The organism is Exiguobacterium sp. s127 (assembly GCF_018618695.1).
In the GTDB taxonomy this organism is placed as follows: Bacteria; Bacillota; Bacilli; order Exiguobacteriales; family Exiguobacteriaceae; genus Exiguobacterium_A; species Exiguobacterium_A oxidotolerans.
In genome coordinates, this window is record NZ_JACSMO010000006.1 from 118,333 (window position 1) to 136,444 (window position 18,112).

Below are 18,112 nucleotides of genomic sequence, written 5' to 3' on the forward strand. Positions count from 1 at the left end.
GACCGATGTAATTCGACCTTGCCTGCGACTGAGTTACGCTTCCTGTGAGAGTGTTGCTTTATGTGTCTGGATGACATCGGCATACCAATGCGCGCTGTCCTTCCATGTCCGTTCCTGTGTTTCGAAATCGACATAGATGATGCCGAATCGTTTGTCGTATCCGAAGCTCCACTCGAAGTTATCGAGCAGCGACCAAAGGTAGTAGCCTTCGATGTTCATTCCCTCGTCGTTCAAGTCGGAGACCGCTTGCAAGTGTTGCGCAACATAGTCGATCCGGTTTTGGTCATGGACACGACCATCGACGAGTTGATCGTCGAACGCTGCCCCGTTCTCCGTGATGAAGATCGGGAGTGACGTATATTCCGCGCGAAGGCGACGAATCAAGTCCTTGAACTCGTTTGGTGCGATGTCCCAGCCCATGCCCGTCTTATCGTAGTCCGAGTACGCATCTTTGTGCAAGAAGTCATTCGCGGCACTGAATTCAACTAAGTTGCGGCTGTAGAAGTTGATCCCGAAGAAGTCACAGCCGACCGAAATCGTTGCCATGTCGCCTTCTTGGATGAAGTCGTAGGTATGGACGTATTTCGAGAACAGGTTCATCATGTCGACCGGATACTGTCCCTTGAAGATTGGGTCGAGGAACCAGCGATTCGCGTACCCGTCGGCGTTGTTCATCGCCAACTGATCATTGACGGAATCCGTCTTCGCGTACTTCGGTGCGAGATTCAATGTGATGCCGATCGGTGTCGCCGAGTTGAACTCCCCTTTGAGCAGTTCGACCGCTTTTCCGTGTGACAACAGCATGTGGTGAACGGCACGGACGGCTTCGTTCATGTCCGTGTGACCGGGTGCATGGTGCCCGAGGTGGTAGCTGAGGAAACCGGCACACCACGGTTCATTGTGCGTGATCCACGAATCGACGATGTCGTCGAGTTCTTCGAAGCAGACACGGGCGAAGTCGAGGAACCAGTCGACCGAGTCACGGTTGACCCAGCCCCCTTCGTCGTATGCCCACATCGGTAAATCCCAGTGGTAGAGCGTGACGGCCGGTTTGATCCCTTCTTCGCGTAAGCGTGTCGCGAGTGTCCGGTAAAACGCCATGCCTTCCGGGTTGTAGTGACCTTTCGCCGGGAAGATCCGTGGCCAGGCAATCGAGAAGCGGTACGTATCGACGCCTAACTGTTTGATGTGCTGGATGTCTTCTTCAAACCGGTGGTAATGGTCGCAGGCGACATCGCCATTGTGTTTTTCAAAAACTTTTCCGTCCGTATCGCAGAACGTATCCCAAATTGATGGTGTCCGTCCCCCCTCGTCGTGTGCGCCCTCGATTTGATACGAAGACGTAGCCGTTCCGAAGACGAAGTTTGATGCAAATTTCATACGCGTACTCCCCTTTAACTAACAGATTATTCTTTGACGGCACCAGCTGAGATGCTGCTGACGATGTATTTTGATAGGAACAAGAAAGCGATCATGATTGGGACGACAGAAATCGCGATCCCGAGATAAAGTGCCCCTAAGTTTTCTGCGACTTGTGAACCTTTCAAGAAGCCCATCAAGACCGGTAACGTGTATTTTTCTGGTGAGAACAATAGGACGAGCGGCATGATGTAGTTGTTCCACGAACCGATGAACGTAAAGATCGACATCGTCGCGATCGCCGGCATCATCATTGGCAAGGCGATCGTATGGAAGATACGCCATTCGCTTGCACCATCCATTCGCGCCGCCTCAATCAAACTTGGGTGCATGACGGTCTGTAAATACTGACGGACGAAGAAGACCGTGAATGGACTGGCAATCGCCGGAACGATCAGCGGGATGAAGCTGTCGAGAATACCTAAATTCTTACTGAGTTCGTAGAACCCGATCAATCCGAGTTGTCCCGGAATCATCATCATGACGAGCATGAAGACGAACAGGACGTTTTTTCCTTTGAACTGATAAAAAGCAAATCCGAACGCTGTCATCGCTGAGAAGTAACCCGACAAGACAGTGACGAGGATGGCGATGATCAGACTGTTCTTGAAGCCGGACCAGATGTTGACGTAGGAGCTTAACGCCGCATAGTTCTCAGCGAGCGAGTTCCCGGGAATCAAGGAGAAACCGGACAGGACTTCTTCGTTCGACCGGGTCGCGTTGATGATCATCATTAAAAATGGAATGATACAGGCGATGGTCAAGGCAATCAGGCTGACATAAATCAGGCTCTTGCCGAACCAGGCTTTTTTCTGTTTCGGTGGTGCCAACTTCAGCGGACGTTCTGAACGCTCCGGTTGTTCCTCCGTTTGCGGGACGATCCGCCGTGCTTCTGCATTTCGTTCCATCGGTCAGGCTCCTTTCGGTGAACGTTCTTTTCGGAACATCCCTTTGAAGACGATGATTGAAAAGACGAGCGTGATAGCAAACAATCCATAGGCGACGGCAGCAGCGTAGCCATAGTTGTTGTACTTAAAGGCTTGATTGTAGAGATAGAGGACCATCGTGTTCAAGGCACCATCCGGCGCACCGACACCGTCCGTAATCAACATCGGGAGATCAAACAGTTGCAGTCCACCGATCAGTGACGTGATCATGATGTAAAGCAGGATCGGTTTTAACAGCGGCAACGTGATTCGCGAGAAGATTTGCCAGCGTGTCGCACCATCAATCAAGGCCGCTTCGAAATAATCTTTCGAGATGCCGGATACACCGGCCATGACGACGATGAACGAGTGACCAAGCCACATCCAGGTCAGGATGAGTGAAACGGAAATCTGGGCTGTGACCGGTTGTGTCAACCAGTTGATCGGGTCGGAAATGATTCCGACTTTCATCAACATCATGTTGAGTGATCCGTGTTGCCAGTCGAGTAAAATCCCGAACAACAAGGCAACCGAGCTAATCGTGATTAAGTTCGGTAAGTAGAACGTCGCCCGGAAGAAAGCAAGTCCTTTTAACTTGAGTTGTAAGTCTGAGAACAGTAAGGCGAGCATCAACGCTCCACCAATTTGCAGGATGAAGTTCAGTCCCCAAATCTTGATCGTATTGAAGAAGGCTTCAATGAAGTACGTATCTCCGAGCAAACGCGTATAGTTCGCGAGTCCGACGAGTTGTTCGCCTTCTGCGCCTGTATAGTTCGTGAAGCTGTAATAGAACGTCAACGCGACCGGATAGATGCTGAAGATTAAGAAGACGATCCAAAACGGTGCGATGAACAGATAACCATGGCGATCGAGTTTTTTCACAGGTCAAACCCCTTTCTTAAACAAGAAGAGGTAGGGCGAGGTCCGCCCCACCCAGTCTCCTTATTCCGGTACTTTGACGTCCGGATACGCATTTTTGACTTTTTTGTAGAATTCAGCAAGTGCTTCGTCTTTTGATTTTTTGCCTTGGACGTATTCCATGACTGACGCACCGTATAATGTATCGAGCTGTTGGTCGTACTTCGTCACGATACCCGGTGTGATTTGATCCGCTTGATCGAGGAAGAACTCATAGTTGTTCTGTCCGCCGAGGAACTCATCTTTGAAGTCGGTTTTGATTTTGTCGGTAACCGGTGTATACGCAAGGACGTCACCTGTTTCTTTCGCCCAATCCGTCAAGAACTCTTCGTCTTGCGTCATCATTTTGACGAAATCATACGCAAGTTTTTGTTTCTTCGAATCTTTGTAGACACCTAACCATGTACCGCCCCAGAAGTATGGGCTCGGTCCGCTTGTGACTGCCCAGTCACCGGCTGATTTCTTCGCATTTTCTTTTAAGACACTGTGTAAGCCCCATGTTGGAAGGACGTACGAGAAGATTTCTGTTTCGGTTTCTTTACCGTTTTCTTTGACTTTGACCGGCTTATCCATCCCGGCGAACCATGATGGTGACCACTCTGGCGCAAGTGCTGTGTATTGTTTTGTCCGTAATTCTTTTGCGTAATCCATGTAGTTCTTCTTGTCTTCTGTCAAGACGAGCTCTTGCTTATCGTTGACCCAGGCCTGCGGATCATTACCTTGTGCGAACCAACGGATTGAACCTTCATCCGGGAACATTTTGTAGCCTTTGCCTTTCATTTTCTCAGCGACATCGAAGACGCCGTCCATCGAGTTCATCATCGCACCGATTTCTTTTGGATCATCTGTGCCGAGGACCTTTTTGGCGATGCTGCGTTTGTAATAGATACCACCCGGTGTTGTTTGCCATGACAGCGCACGGACGTTACCGTCTTTGTCTTTCCCCATGTCATAGACGTACGGAATGTAGTCATCTTTGACTTCGTCTGCGTTAAACGGTTTTTCAGATAGGTTCGCCCAGTAACCGGCGTCGACCCATTGTTTCAAGAAGGCGATCTCACCTGTGAAGATATCCGGTGCACCGACGCCGCTCTCAAGTGCCGGTTTTAATTTCGTTGGGTAATCCGCGATCGGAACGATCGTCAATTCGACTTTGACATCATTGTTCTCTTCGAACTTTTTGATTGGTTCTTTTAACTCATCCGTGAATGACCAGATTTTCAAGACTTGTTTCCCATCACTTGTCGTTGCTTCTTTACTATCTGAACATCCTGCTAAAACGCTTGCTGTTAACGCGCCGACTGTCAAAACACTGACTAACTTCTTACGCATGTCATCCCATCCTTTTTCTGATGTACTCGCTCACTAATTTAGTAAGCGGTTTCATTTCTTATCCAAAAATATCGAAAGCGCTTTCGAAAACTCCTAGAAAAAAGTTCCGAAAGCCCTTTCGGAAAGCTTTAAAAAAATATACTGTTTCGAAACCGCTCTCGCTTGTCCTCGCCTTCCACCTGCGAGAGCGATTTCGAAATCGATTGTTAGTCGTTGACGGGTCCCGTTGAATGGCGGACGATCAACTCGACGGGAATGATGTCCGTCGTCTTGAGACGTTGCTTGTTGACGATTTGTTCGATCAATAAATCCGCTGCATGTTGTCCGATCCGTTCCGTATCCTGCCGGACGGTCGTCAACTTCGGTGTGACGTATTTCGACATTTCGATATCATCGTAGCCGACGATTGAAATATCTGCTGGTACGTGTAACCCGGCTTCATGTATTGCTTCCATCGCACCGATCGCCATTTGGTCACCGGCAACGAATACTGCCGTTGGACGTTGTGGTAAGGCAAGTAACGTCTGCATCGCTTGTTTACCTTCTTCGACCGAGAAAAAACCACCGTTGATTAAGTAACCTTCTAAAATCGGTAGTGCGAGTTCAGCCATTGCCCGTTCGTACCCAGCAATCCGTGCACTTCCTGCGTCAATCGTCGTATCTCCCGCGATATGGGCGATTCGGCGATGACCGAGTTCATGCAAGTGATTGACAGCGAGTGCTCCCCCTGTCAGATTGTCCGAGAAGACGACGCTACAATCCGCGCTGTCCATATCGACGACGACGATTGGAATCGTGCTCTGAATTAACTCTTGGACGTGCTGGTCCATTTGATCGGAACAGATGACGACGATACCGTCGACCGCCCGGTGCTGAAAATGCTCGAGGTAACTCATGTCGCGGTTGCGGAGATTACGTGAAGCAAAGATTAAGTCGTATCCTTGTTGCTCCGTCGCTTGACGGAAGCTTTCGATGATCGCGTTGAAGAACGGATGCATCATCCCGACTTCGTTCGCTTCCGAGAACATGACCCCGATCGTCCAGGACCGTTTCGTCGAAAGGGACTGAGCATGCGCATTGGGTAAGTACCCCATATCCGCTGCCGCCTGAATGATTTTTGCTTTCGTTTTCTCACTGACATCGGAATAGTTGTTTAATGCCTTTGAGACTGTCGTAATCGAAAAACCTGTTAATTTTGCTAAATCATAAATTGTGCCCATCGTTAAAACCTCATTTCACCGAAAGCGCTTTCGATAAACTTAGTATAGACGGGAATTTGGAAAGACACAACCATTTTTTTCGAATTTATTTGGAATTAAAAAAATAAATGATATCGCTTTCATTAAGATAAGGCAACATACGCTAAACGATTCTAAATACCATAGAGTTTAACGTAAGTCCTGAAGAGACGTTCAATCATTCTTCCAGCATTACAGTTCTTCATTTCCAAAACACGATTAATGTTTTCTGATGAGATGAAGCATGACTCATTCAATTCCCAGCCAAAATATTACATTATCACTTCACTTACCCGACCGTCTTGAGTGCGACGTTTGAAAAAACTTCGTATGACAACCATTTCATCATAGAGATTAAAAAAACATTTAAACGAGAGTATTATGGGATTATTGAAAATTCGTTTGACATCTAGTAACAGCATAATCATGAAATGAATGAAGTCACAATGTTGAAAGTTCAAGCATTTCTTTCAAGATTGTAAGATTACAATCTGTCAAAATCACTTCATATTTTCACATTTTATGTTAGTTTATTTTAAGTAAAGATTGTAAGATTAACAATTTTTTAAATATTAATAATAAGGAGGGAAACAATGAACAAATCTTTTGTCACATCTGGAATCGTTTCAATTTTACTAGGAATTATTGTTTTGTTTACCACCAAAATATTTACAGCTTATTTAGAACTCACAAAAAGTGTAGGTATTGAAGATATTAAAACGTATGGTCTCAACAATTATGCGATTTATCTTTTCGTTATCGGAGCAGTTTTGATTTTATTGGGATTCTTCATAAACAAATTGCAAAAAAATTAATAAATTCTAAAATCAATAATTATTTTGTTTTTATTAATTAACTTTTGATGAATTGTAATATTAAGTGCAACACTAGAAGACACAAAAACCATAACGACCTTGTATAGAATAAAGCTACCTACCACACCAGATTCAACAGAGGATTCGTTATGAGCTGTGTTCAACTTACCATATCAGAAAGAGTCAAAATAGAGGCGTATCTTGAGTTAGATTTCTCTATCCGAAAGATTGCGGAAAGTTTATTCCAAGAAGAAAAACTATCGTTCAAGACGATTTATCGCTGGATCTATGCGGACCTCGTCGAGGTCGATTCTGGACTCCTTCGTCAAAAGGGAAAGCATCAGAAACCACGTGAGACAAGTAGATGCTTCAACATCGGACTGTCTATCAGTAAACGTCCGTCTGACGTCAAAAAGGCGCCAAATGCTCAGACATCGGGAGCTAAATACCGCCGTCTCAGGCAGAAGGGAAATCCAAGGCCTATGTCGCGACGTTCATAGAGCGGTAAAATCGTTTCTATATCGCTGTACCGAGGGAAGATCGGTCTGCTGCATCGATGGAGTCTGCAATTTGAGAATTGTATCTCTATTTCCCACTAGGAACGTTCAAGACCGCGGCGACAGACCGTGGAAAAGAGTTTAGCTGTCATGAATGTATTCGTGAAGCGTCAGACTTACCGATGTACTTCACTGATCTGTATTCTTTTTGGTAACGTTGGAGTAACGAGAACTCCAATAATCTTCTCCATGAATTCTTCCTGGAAGGGACGGATTTTAACAAGGTCAGTCGCTCTCCTGCATTAATGGTAGACCAAAAAAGTGTTTCAACTAGAAAACTGCATACGAGGTCTTCTCGGAAGAAGTGTTGCACTTAATATGATAAACTAACTTTTTTAAAAATATTCTTTTAAAATTCTTTTTGATAACAATTACATATTTTTGATTATCTTTTATTTACGAAGCATACTTTCAAACCTCGGAGGGATTTTAACGTGATTAAAAACAAGCAAATCGTATTAGGGATTGCTTCATTATCCTTATTTACTACGTTTTCAGTTAGTGTTCCCAATGCTGAAGCAAACGAGCTTTCTGAACAAAAATCATTTTATTCAGAAGAGTTCGGAAATTATATAATTCCATTCACAGAGACAGAGGATGGTGAAATGAAAACGTTATCTGAAAAATAAGTTGAAGAAGAATTTTCCTTAAATGTTTCTGGTAACCAGTTAGCTGATACTGAATCTAAAGAGGAAATAAATTCTTTTTCTTTGAATGATTCTATCATTTCAGAAGAAAGAGGTTCTACAAAAGCAGCTTATTATGAGTATCTTAAGTTTAAACCTACAAAAAGCACTAGTTATGTAGGAGATCCGTTAAAGGTGGTTGCTGACATTGGTTGTACAACCAGCACTTGTTCTATTGGACACGGTGTTACATATACAAAAACTATAACAGTAACTTACGGTGCAGCTACCGACATTCAAAAATCAGCAATAAAATCTTCATTAGGTATTAGTTATTCTTCAGCAAAAGCTAGTACTAGTTCATATACTTTTAATTTGAAAAAGGGAGAATACGGCTATATTGCATTCAAGCCTTATAAAATTAAAAAAAGTGGATATTTTTTAAATTGTGGAAACCAAGGGACAGGTTGTCATAAAAATGGTAAAACAGGGTATGTTCGTTTACCTAAAAAACTTGCTAATGGTAAGGCAGATGGAATGTTCTACTTTGTTTACACAACAAAAAAATGATTTAAAATTATATCATTGTCTTAATAACTAGAACTTTTAGTGTCAAAAATATTTCCTGAGCGTTCTTAGTTCTAAAAAATTAAGTTTCAAATTATTTATTCGATTTTCAAAACGTAATCTTGTTTGATTAAACTTTTAATTTTGAATGTATGATTTAACTTACAAACAGAAAAAAGAGCGGTCCGATAGTGGACCGTTCTTTTTATCTGCGTTCGAAAACTTCCTTTAAATAACAATTATGTTTTGAGCATGCTATATTTAATTTGTAATTTTTTATTCCATCACTAAGGATTTCGGAAGGACTGACGTTTGATTTGAAGAACCTTTACTTCGAGAAACACCGTTTCACCTACAGTGAAGTAACCAATCGGAAAACACTCTACATAGACGACTATCCGATTGTGTATTTGTTATACAATCGGAAAAAGGAACAAGCCTATGTCGGGCAAACTGTCCAAAAGAACCAGCGCTTAAAGGCACATTTAAAAGACGTGCGCCGAAAGCACCTCGACGAAACGATTTTGATTGGGCATGAACAATTTAACCAATCGGCAACATACAATATCGAATCCAATCTGATTAATTTCTTAATTGCAGATGGCCGGTATGTCTTACAAAATGTCAGTCAGACGACCTCCCGCCAGATGCACAACTATTTCCGGAAAGATTTTTTCAACGAGACCGTCTTCGAAAACATTTGGGAACAGTTACGGATAGAACAGATTGCAAAAGGAACGCTCGATCAATTACGCAATAAGGATGTTTACAAGCTGTCACCGTTTAAAGAACTTTCCGAGCAGCAACTTGAAGTCAAACAAACAATCCTTACATACTGTAAAACACACATCACTCAACCAGGCCATCATGTCTTTGTGATCGAAGGTGATGCCGGAACAGGTAAAAGCGTGTTGCTCAGCTCCCTGTTCAACACGATTCAAGACTTGACGAAAGAAGCGGATTCTCCGTTATACCGTACGGACAACTATCTGCTTGTTAACCACGGTGAAATGCTGAAGACATATAAATCGATTGCCGGCAGTTTACCAAACCTGAAGAAAAAACAGTTTCAAAAACCAACACCCTTCTTAAATACACTCGAGAAGCAGCAACATACAGCAGATATCGTACTCGTGGATGAAGCCCATCTGTTATTAACGAAAGAAGATGCTTACAATAACTTCAAACAACAAAATCAACTGCACGAAATCATCACTCGCAGTAAAATCACGATTCTGATTTTCGATCCGAAGCAAGTATTGAAGATTAAGAGTTACTGGGGACGGACGACTTTGCAGGACATCGTCGGTTCATTTTCAACGGCGACACTTCCCTTGACCAATCAATTTCGGATGCAGGCGAGTCCAGAGACGCTGCACTGGATCAACCGGTTCGTCGAGCAGGAGATTCTCCCGCTTCCAACTGATCCGCAGTACGATTTTCAAATCTTCCATGACCCGGAAGCCTTTAAGCAAGCAATCTTCCTGAAAAATGAGCAATATGGTCTCTCACGCATCGTTTCAACGTTTGATTACCTCCATAAAAAAGACGGTGCTGATTATGTAGTCGATGCAGGCGGGATTAATCTGCCCTGGAATCGAAGTTATCCCAATCAGACATGGGCAGAACAACGAGAAACGATTCAGGAAGTCGGTTCCATCTATACGATTCAAGGCTTTGATTTGAATTACGTCGGTGTCGTCCTAGGTCCATCCGTTCAGTATGACGAGCAGACGAAACGATTGAAACTGGAGCCGACACTTTACCAAGACACGGGTGCTTTCGTCGCCCGCCAAGATTTGAGCCAGGTAGAAAACGACCGGGCCAAAGAGGAAATCATTTTGAACTCACTGAATGTCCTGATGAAGCGTGGTGTCAAAGGACTCTATCTATACGCAACAAATCCCGCTTTACGTGAGCGACTATTACAACTAAAGGAGCAGCACACATGAATGAAATCAAAACTTTAATCCAAAAAATCGACGACTTCCGGGACGAGCGCAACTGGCGTCCCCATCATAATCCAAAAGACTTAGCGATTTCTTTATCAATCGAAGCGTCCGAATTACTCGAAGCCTTCCAATGGCGGAGCAGCGAAGAAGCATGGGAAGAAAATCAGGAGAACATCAAAGAAGAGATTGCCGACGTGCTGATTTACGCGCTGACGTTATGTAGCGAGTTGAATGTCGATGTGGAAGAGATTGTCGTAGATAAGATTAGGAAGAATGGGGAGAAATATCCTTCTATAAAATGAGTAAAATTCTGTTTTATTATACGAGGTGATTTTATTGGGTTGGAGATTAGATATTGCTGAAGCAAGCGAGAACTACTTAACAGAGAGCGATTTATGGCGCATTACACAACAATTTTTGTTGAATGCAACGCACACTACTACTTATAAGCATGTATTAATGAAAGCTCTATTAGAGTGTACAACAGAAATTGATGAGACAGGAAAAGTCACTTTTTTAGAAATTTCAAAGCATGTCACAAAAATTTATTAGAATTTAGTGGTCACAAATGGATTGCGCCAAGTTAATACGAAAACTGTAGAAAGCTCTGTAGAGAAAGTTCTAAAAAAATTTCAAGTCAAGCACAATATTCCTTTAGAATGGAGCTTCGAAAATTTATCAGGGTCTCTAAAAGAAGAACTCTGTAAAAGTGTTAATCAAGTCTATAAAAATTATGTATACGGTTCATTTTACTCGTCGTTTAATGGAACTGTTTACTCCTTTAACAAAAAAGAAGAGTGGATTAAAATTGTTCCAGTTTATATTGTTTTTTTCGAAAAATATAAACGGATTTTAATGAATGTTACAAACTATCAACTATCTATTTTTTTAGAAAAATACAACTCAAGTGAATTAATGCAGAATATTTTAAACAAAGTTGAATTCATTTCCGCAAGACACTCATTAAAAGAGTTTAAGGAAATCCTTTTACAATTTGGTCAGGATAAATGTTTTTATTGCCATAAAACACTTAAAAAAATTCATGTAGATCACTTCATTCCATGGTCCTATATTCAAAACGATGTACTTTGGAATTTCGTATTATCTTGTCCAAGATGCAATTCAAGTAAAAACAATTGAATTGCGGAAACTAAATTTTTAATTAAACTAGTTGACCGTAACAAAGAGATACAAAATTTAGAGTATATGACCAATTATACTGAACAAAAGTTACAATACGTATATGAGTATGCTATTCAAAATGGATTTGATACATGGGTTCCAAACAAAAACCTCTAAACTCTATGCACATATGACATAGACTTAGAGGTTTTTCGTATTTTTATTAATATTGGTCTTTAAAGGCAGTCTCGGTTAGTGAGCGATTTCTATAGTTCTCTAATGACTCCTCATCTTTAAAATCATATAGTAATTCAATGTAACGATCGATAGCATTACTTCCACTATTCTTAATCAGTAATTCATATAAATGAGAAACTCCACCTGCAGCGTAATTTTCAATTCTTTGAAATTCTTCTTTCCCAGGCTCTACTTCCCCAAACTCCTCATAAATAATAGAGTTAATTAGTAATTCATCGTCATTTGAAAAAACAGACTCGTTAAATGATTCTGTATTTTTCCCTCTTTTAAACAGTATAATTTTCCCAGTGCCCTTCCCTATCATCAATCCAGCCATAAAAATATCTTTGAAGGTATTGAAAAAACCAAATTCTCCGTCACGATGCAATTCATCGTATTCGTACTGTTGTGCTAAGCTGCGGGATAGCCTCATATTAGATTCTCCCTTCCATAATTTGCGTATATTCTAGATTATTTTCATCCTCAATATATCGTAATGTATACTCTTTACCTGCATGCTTATTTAATTGATTTTCTACTTCACCATCCCACTGTGATGTAGATACAATAACGATAACTTGATCAGATAATTGGTGTATGCCTTCCGCTACACGCTTTCGGTGATCTGCGTCTAATGCACCAAATGGCGAGTCCATTACAAGAGGATATACAGCCTTCATATTTGCACCTTTTATTTGAAGACTTCCACTCGGTTTTTCTACTTTTTTACGTTGCATATCAACAATAGCACCAATAAATGCAAGACTAGTTAATTGACCTTCCCCTTGAGACATTCCCACTTCTTCATGACCGTTGTCAGTAACAATCAATTCATATTCATTGGTCATTGTTACGTTGTAGTTTTTTCGTAAGAACTTAGAAAATACTTCTTTGATTTGAAAAGCAAGACGTTTCCGTACGTCTTCTTCCTGGAATTTAAGAAGGCGATCAATCACGTTTTCAAATTTCAGAGCTGTATTTAAGCTATTTTGAAGATTTAACTCTTTTAAATTCTCTCTTTCTTTTTTAATAATCTGTTTTTCAAGAACATCGAATTTTGCAATCAATTCTTCCCGTTGTTTTTCGTAATAGATAATCATCGCTTTTTGTTCTTGAATAGAACTTTCAAGTTGTGTAAATTTCTTTTGCAAATCAACTAGTTCTGGATTGTCTCTCGTACTTTTACTTATATTAAGTTCTGCAATTTCTTGTTGCACTGTCGTTATATCTTTTAATTGCTGATTTCTTTGATTTGAGTAAGCGCGTACTTGCTCAAATATGCCATTTCTTTTTTCTTTAATTATACTCATTTTTTTATGCAGGGCATTAATTCCGTTATCTTGTGAATAAACAGATGACGTTCTCAAATGTATAATATGTTCTTTTTCATGTTCTGAAATAGGACGACCACATATACAAATCTCCTCTTTTTCAAGCTTTTCTAGGAATGCTTCTTCTATATAAGACTCGATTCGATCATCATTTTCAGATTTATGTTCAATCTGCTGAATTAACGGCAGAGCGATAACAAGATGACCATTACTACTTAATAATTTAGCTAAATCAGTTTCAATTAAAATCAAATTTTTTTGCAGTCGTTCTAATTCTTTTTTCTTTGAATCGTACTCTATTTGTAATGCACCGATTTCTGCATCTGCTTGTAGTTTCTCATCAATCACTTTAAGTTCCTCTTGTAGTGCTGCTGTGTTATTTCTAGTATCTGAAAGATTCTTTTCAATCGTTTCTTTTTCGCCATAAAAAACTTTTCTTTTATTTATTAGCTCCTCATATTCGCCTCCATTTTTTTGCGCAAGTTCTACTTGTAGCTTATTTTTAGCTGATCGAAGATCTCTCCTTGCTGACACAAATAAATCAAGACCCATCATTAACTTAATCGAGTCTTTAATTTCTGTTTTAGCTCTTTGTTTACCTAAGTTATCAATTCTTTCACCATCAAAGAAGAAAAAAGAACTTAATTTTTGTGGAATAATTTTATCAATTGTATCTGTCACGCTCTTGATAATTTCACCTTCGCCTAACTCGTTAATTCTTTTTAAAAGTACTTCTGATTTTTTAGAGGGATTGTAAGCAGCACCATCAAATTTATGATTTAAAAATCGTTCAATCTCAAATTGATGATTTCCATCTTCAAAATAGAGTTTCACTGATGTATTAATTTCAGGTAGTCCGCCTAATATAGATTCCCGAGCAAATCGTCTATTTATCACTTCATTGGGATTTGGTAAATTTAGAGGTTTTCCGTATAAAACCCATAACAACGCATTAATTAAAGCGGTTTTCCCAGATCCATTTTCACCATGTATAACTGTTACATTATCTGTTTCTCCATGAGCAAAACTCATAGACTGTTCACCATAATATTGTCTGAAATTAGTTAACACTAATTTTTTTATAATCATTAGTTATACAACCCTTTCAGAAGACGTACAATTTCTCCTACTATATCACCGTTTGTTCCACTTTTCGTGCTTAAAAAAGTATCTTCAAGATTTATAATTTTTGAAAACACAAATGCTTCTTCTTTAGTAAAACCACTTAATTCTTCTTCTAGTATATCGTGTAAAGTTCTTTCTTCTTCCATTCATCCCCACTCCTTAATTAAAGATGTTGTAAGTTATATAAATTTTTCAATTCAAGTAATGTCTGAGAAGCTTGTGGTCCATTAATCGCTAATGAAGCAAATTCTTGGACTCTCTTCAACTCTTTCTCAAGTAAACTTCGCTCAATATTAAAATCGGTATCCGGTAATTGATTTGTATCTGAAATTTCCTGAGAAATAACGATAAAATCATGCAAAATAGCAAAATCTTTACCTTCTGCTCTTCTCAAAACTCGTCCTCTACGTTGAATAAATTCTTTTGGATTCGAACTACTGGCTAAAATATATGCAGTACGTGTATTAGGAACATCAACACCTTCATCCAAACAACGAATAGCAACTAGTGCTTCAATTTCACCAGAATCAAATTGACTAAGTAATTCTCGCCTCTGCTTATTATTTTCATGAGACGTATAACTGCTACTGTAAACACCTAACTCCTTCCCCATCATTTGAACAAGTCGATCAACTTGGCGTTCTCCTTCTTTTTTTTGATCGCCACAATAAACAATCGTATGTCTCATTTCTCCGCTATTTTTTTGCTCTTTTAATAAGTTTTCAAGTATCTCTTCTTTATTTTCAGCGCTATTTACTAATCGAGCACGCTTTATTAAAAGTTGTTCTAAATACTCATTTTTAGTATCTTCTCCTTGAGAAGCAAACAACTTCGCAATTTTTTTACTTAATTCCATGTATTCTTCTCTTTCCTGCTCTGTTAAAACCACAATATGCGGATAATAATAATAGGGTGTTAAGTACCCTGCTTGAATAGCATCTTTCAATTCGTACTTAAAGATGGGTTCTCCGCCGAAGTAAGAAAAAATAGCATCTGTTCCATTGTCATCATTCCATCGTCGTGGAGTAGCAGATAAAGCCAACCTGTATTTAAAATGATTTGGTAATGATTCAATTGATCTTGAAGTTCCTATGTTATGTGCTTCATCAACGACAATTAAGCTTTCTTTTGAAAGTCTACCCAATTGTAGTTGCACATCTTTTGACATTTTTAAGGTCTGCATTGTTGTAATAAAACATAATACATCTTGGTTCCCAATATTATATTGAGTGATTTCACTACTTGTTAAATCAAACCATTGCTTTCGATTTTGATAAATACGGACTGGTTGCAGACCAAATTGCTCCGCATTTTTCGCCCATTGATCCACCAAATCAATCAATGGACACACAATGATAATAGCTAATCGTTTTCTTTCTTGAAATAATTTGCATCCAGCTGAAAGAGCTGTTAGTGTTTTTCCTGTTCCAGTAGCCATCTCAAACAACCCCTGGTGTCTATTCTCTTGCCAACTTTCAATAGCTTTTTTTTGATAGGGATGTAGATTTAACCACCTTGGCATTTCATAAGATGTAGATTGCATAATTTTATCAACTCCATCATCAGAAAGAAAAATTTTGTTATACTTTGATTGTAATCTTTTTAGCAAATAATTGTTATTTTTTCTATAGTAAGTCCCAATAAATAATAAATTGAACTTATATAAGGAGTAAGAGTTATGAATGAAAGCACTTTTGATTTTTTAAATGAGTGGAATGAAGATGCATTTAAATTAGCACTCGATATGGAACGGCAATATTATATTGATTCTGACGCCTCTTTGACGTATTCACGCAAATTCATTGAAGAACTAGCAAAAGATATGGTTTGGCGAAGAAAGTTACCTACAGGATCATTAATGGAAATGATTCGGTCACTCCAGGTGTCTCATGTCCTTTCAAGCAAATCAATCGATGACTTACACTATGTAAGAAAACTTGGAAATAATGCTGCTCATAACCACTCAACAGAAAGCAGTACGCATTTAGCACGTGTACATAAAGCAATGTTTGATATTGCAGTTGACTACTGTACGCGACATTTTGATATGCCGAATATTCCACACTATACATTACCTTCAGTTCCTGCATTATCTACACCACAAATGGATGAACAGAGCGTAAAGGATCTCTTTATGCAATTGATTGGTGATGTTGGCTTGGCCGTTTCTCCAAACGCAGTACCTGAAGAAAGCCTGCAGGTTGAAGACGTAAAACGTCCTGCTCTTCGCTTTTTAAATGGAGATGTACAAGATAACTATCTGTTCACTTATATTTCTCGCTTACAAGAAACTTCTAAGGATGCTGTAGAAAACGGTAACGATCCATTGAGTGAACTGAGTGATTACTTACATGTCGATCGTAAAATTCAATTGGAGCTTGTTGAACAATTAAAAAATAATACCGGAAACCAACTTATTCTATTATGCGGAAATGTTGGGGATGGCAAATCCCATCTATTGAGTTATTTGCAAAAAACATATCCTGAACTTCTTTCAGATTATAAAATCTACAATGATGCTACAGAAAGTTTTGATCCTACTAAAAATGCTGTAGATACTCTGTCGGAACGATTAAAAGATTTTTCCGATCAATTTTTACAAGATAATTCGAACCCTTCAAAAATGATTCTTGCTATCAATATTGGAATGCTTGCAAAATTCCTTGAATACACAAAAGACGAATCTGAATATACTTACAGCGCACTTCGAGAGTTTGTTGAAGAAACAAATGTACTTAAACCAGGAGCAACTGTTAACGTACACTCCAAATCCTTTAAATTGTTTAATTTTTTGAGTTATCAACCGTATGAATTGACGGAGAAGGGCCCTAAATCTTCCTTTTACTCTACACTTCTTAAAAAGATTTGTTCTGACTCTGTAGATAATCCTTTTTACGATGCATATCGACTCGATAGAGAAAATGAAATTGATACGATTTTACATCGTAACTATGCACTATTGAGTCAAAAAGATATCCAAGACCAGATTGTACAAGTATTGATTGAATTGATTGTAAAACATCACGAATTAATTTCTGTACGGGCCTTCTTTAATCTGATTTCTGATTTATTGATTCCTGTAAACTGGAGCGAGCTAAAGCATGTTTCTGTTAAACCTTCTATTATGCTTAAAAACGGCTTGCCTGAACAACTATTCAATCGTCCGGAACGTTCGACCTTACTAAATCAAATCTCTAAACTTGACCCTTTGAGAACACGTCATCGCCCCATTGATGATTTGTATCTTTCACTCTATACCGGTGGAGATGTCGATGAAATCTTAGCGCATCTAGATGAGAACGCTCAATCTTTCTACTCTCCAGATCAAGTAGATGGTATCCAAGAGTGGACCGGACAATTGATTCGATTAATGGTCTTAAGCAATCCTGAATTCGCAGAAACAGTTCTAGATTCAGTTTATCGAGACTATCTTCAATATCTCTATCAATATAATAAAGGAGACACTCGCCGATTACAGCCTTTGTACGATATAAGTAGCGCGGCTTACTATAAATGGTTTGGATCTCCGAAACCAAACTATGTATACAAGAAAAAGATTACGAGTCGCCATCGACTTGCTTTTAAAGCGGAAATCGAAGGTAATCCAATGAGGATTAAGTCAAGTACAGAAAATATTTTGAGTAAATTCAGTTCAACTATTCTTTTAGATTTCAATAAAAAAGGTAACGATCATGACACGGCTGAACTTGAAATAGACTATCCGTTATTCCAGTTATTCATGGATATCCAAGATGGTTATCGTCCAACTATAGAAGATGATCATCGCTCTATAAAGTTTTTAGAATTTGCGGAAAAAATTCATGAAATGTGTACATCATCAACAGAGGTCATGATTGTAACTGAGGATTCTAAACAAGCATATTTATTAAGTCAAGATCGTTTTGGAACTAAAACCTTTAAACATATGGGAACAGCGGAGGATTAAC

At 39.6% G+C, this 18,112-nt stretch carries 17 protein-coding genes and 1 pseudogene; 9 read left to right on the forward strand and 9 right to left on the reverse strand.

Features of this window, described 5'->3' with window-relative positions:
• Positions 1 to 33 precede the first annotated feature (33 nt).
• The 5 genes from KNP98_RS09875 to KNP98_RS09895 form a co-directional block, all read right to left on the reverse strand.
• On the reverse strand, positions 34 to 1,380 hold the full coding sequence (locus tag KNP98_RS09875) for a GH1 family beta-glucosidase (protein ID WP_088836162.1): 1,347 nt from the start codon (positions 1,378 to 1,380) through the stop codon (positions 34 to 36).
• Positions 1,381 to 1,406: 26 nt separating this feature from the next.
• Complete coding sequence (locus tag KNP98_RS09880; protein WP_088836161.1) at positions 1,407 to 2,327, reverse strand: carbohydrate ABC transporter permease; 921 nt, start codon at positions 2,325 to 2,327, stop codon at positions 1,407 to 1,409.
• A gap of 3 nt (positions 2,328 to 2,330) precedes the next feature.
• Positions 2,331 to 3,227 carry a carbohydrate ABC transporter permease gene (locus tag KNP98_RS09885; RefSeq protein WP_088836160.1) on the reverse strand — a complete coding sequence of 299 codons (897 nt, stop codon included), beginning with the start codon at positions 3,225 to 3,227 and terminating at the stop codon, positions 2,331 to 2,333.
• Positions 3,228 to 3,287: 60 nt separating this feature from the next.
• Complete coding sequence (locus KNP98_RS09890) at positions 3,288 to 4,595, reverse strand: ABC transporter substrate-binding protein (protein ID WP_214767279.1); 1,308 nt, start codon at positions 4,593 to 4,595, stop codon at positions 3,288 to 3,290.
• 206 nt (positions 4,596 to 4,801) lie between these two features.
• Positions 4,802 to 5,815, reverse strand: coding sequence for a LacI family DNA-binding transcriptional regulator (locus KNP98_RS09895; RefSeq protein ID WP_088836158.1), 1,014 nt, complete (start codon positions 5,813 to 5,815; stop codon positions 4,802 to 4,804).
• A gap of 611 nt (positions 5,816 to 6,426) precedes the next feature.
• On the opposite strand from KNP98_RS09895, the gene KNP98_RS09900 reads away from it, so the two are divergent.
• The 8 genes and pseudogenes from KNP98_RS09900 to KNP98_RS09930 all read left to right on the forward strand — a co-directional run bounded on the left by KNP98_RS09900 (position 6,427) and on the right by KNP98_RS09930 (position 11,490).
• Positions 6,427 to 6,648: a hypothetical protein gene (locus KNP98_RS09900; RefSeq protein WP_214767281.1), complete on the forward strand. Its 222-nt coding sequence runs from the start codon at positions 6,427 to 6,429 to the stop codon at positions 6,646 to 6,648.
• A 149-nt stretch (positions 6,649 to 6,797) separates the two neighbouring features.
• Positions 6,798 to 7,479 (forward strand): annotated as a pseudogene (locus KNP98_RS16330) (IS30 family transposase).
• A 160-nt stretch (positions 7,480 to 7,639) separates the two neighbouring features.
• Complete coding sequence (locus tag KNP98_RS09905; protein WP_214767283.1) at positions 7,640 to 7,834, forward strand: hypothetical protein; 195 nt, start codon at positions 7,640 to 7,642, stop codon at positions 7,832 to 7,834.
• Between the two features lie 81 nt (positions 7,835 to 7,915).
• Positions 7,916 to 8,401 (forward strand): DUF6060 domain-containing protein, encoded by a 486-nt coding sequence (locus KNP98_RS09910; RefSeq protein ID WP_214767285.1) that lies wholly within the window; start codon positions 7,916 to 7,918, stop codon positions 8,399 to 8,401.
• 314 nt (positions 8,402 to 8,715) lie between these two features.
• Entirely contained in the window at positions 8,716 to 10,350 is a 1,635-nt protein-coding gene (locus KNP98_RS09915; RefSeq protein WP_214767286.1) for a DUF2075 domain-containing protein, read from the forward strand.
• Positions 10,347 to 10,652, forward strand: a complete 306-nt coding sequence (locus KNP98_RS09920; RefSeq protein ID WP_159172958.1) for a nucleotide pyrophosphohydrolase — start codon at positions 10,347 to 10,349, stop codon at positions 10,650 to 10,652. The genes KNP98_RS09915 and KNP98_RS09920 overlap by 4 nt, the downstream gene beginning before the upstream one ends.
• 34 nt (positions 10,653 to 10,686) lie before the next feature.
• A complete protein-coding gene (locus KNP98_RS09925; protein ID WP_214811319.1) occupies positions 10,687 to 10,902 on the forward strand; it encodes a hypothetical protein in 216 nt (71 codons plus the stop codon).
• A gap of 21 nt (positions 10,903 to 10,923) precedes the next feature.
• On the forward strand, positions 10,924 to 11,490 hold the full coding sequence (locus KNP98_RS09930; protein ID WP_214811321.1) for an HNH endonuclease: 567 nt from the start codon (positions 10,924 to 10,926) through the stop codon (positions 11,488 to 11,490).
• A gap of 205 nt (positions 11,491 to 11,695) precedes the next feature.
• On the opposite strand, the gene KNP98_RS09935 is transcribed toward KNP98_RS09930, so the two are convergent.
• From KNP98_RS09935 to KNP98_RS09950, 4 genes are read right to left on the reverse strand one after another with little or no spacing between them, the layout of a single operon-like run.
• Entirely contained in the window at positions 11,696 to 12,142 is a 447-nt protein-coding gene (locus tag KNP98_RS09935) for a hypothetical protein (RefSeq protein WP_214811323.1), read from the reverse strand.
• A gap of 1 nt (position 12,143) precedes the next feature.
• Positions 12,144 to 14,129 (reverse strand): AAA family ATPase, encoded by a 1,986-nt coding sequence (locus KNP98_RS09940; RefSeq protein ID WP_214811324.1) that lies wholly within the window; start codon positions 14,127 to 14,129, stop codon positions 12,144 to 12,146.
• Positions 14,129 to 14,311, reverse strand: coding sequence for a hypothetical protein (locus tag KNP98_RS09945; protein WP_214811327.1), 183 nt, complete (start codon positions 14,309 to 14,311; stop codon positions 14,129 to 14,131). Before KNP98_RS09945 ends, KNP98_RS09940 begins: the two co-directional genes overlap by 1 nt.
• Positions 14,312 to 14,328: 17 nt before the next feature.
• Positions 14,329 to 15,708, reverse strand: coding sequence for a DEAD/DEAH box helicase family protein (locus KNP98_RS09950; protein ID WP_214811330.1), 1,380 nt, complete (start codon positions 15,706 to 15,708; stop codon positions 14,329 to 14,331).
• A gap of 135 nt (positions 15,709 to 15,843) precedes the next feature.
• On the opposite strand from KNP98_RS09950, the gene dptF reads away from it, so the two are divergent.
• A complete protein-coding gene (gene dptF / locus KNP98_RS09955) occupies positions 15,844 to 18,111 on the forward strand; it encodes a DNA phosphorothioation-dependent restriction protein DptF (RefSeq protein WP_214811333.1) in 2,268 nt (755 codons plus the stop codon).
• Position 18,112 lies beyond the last annotated feature (1 nt).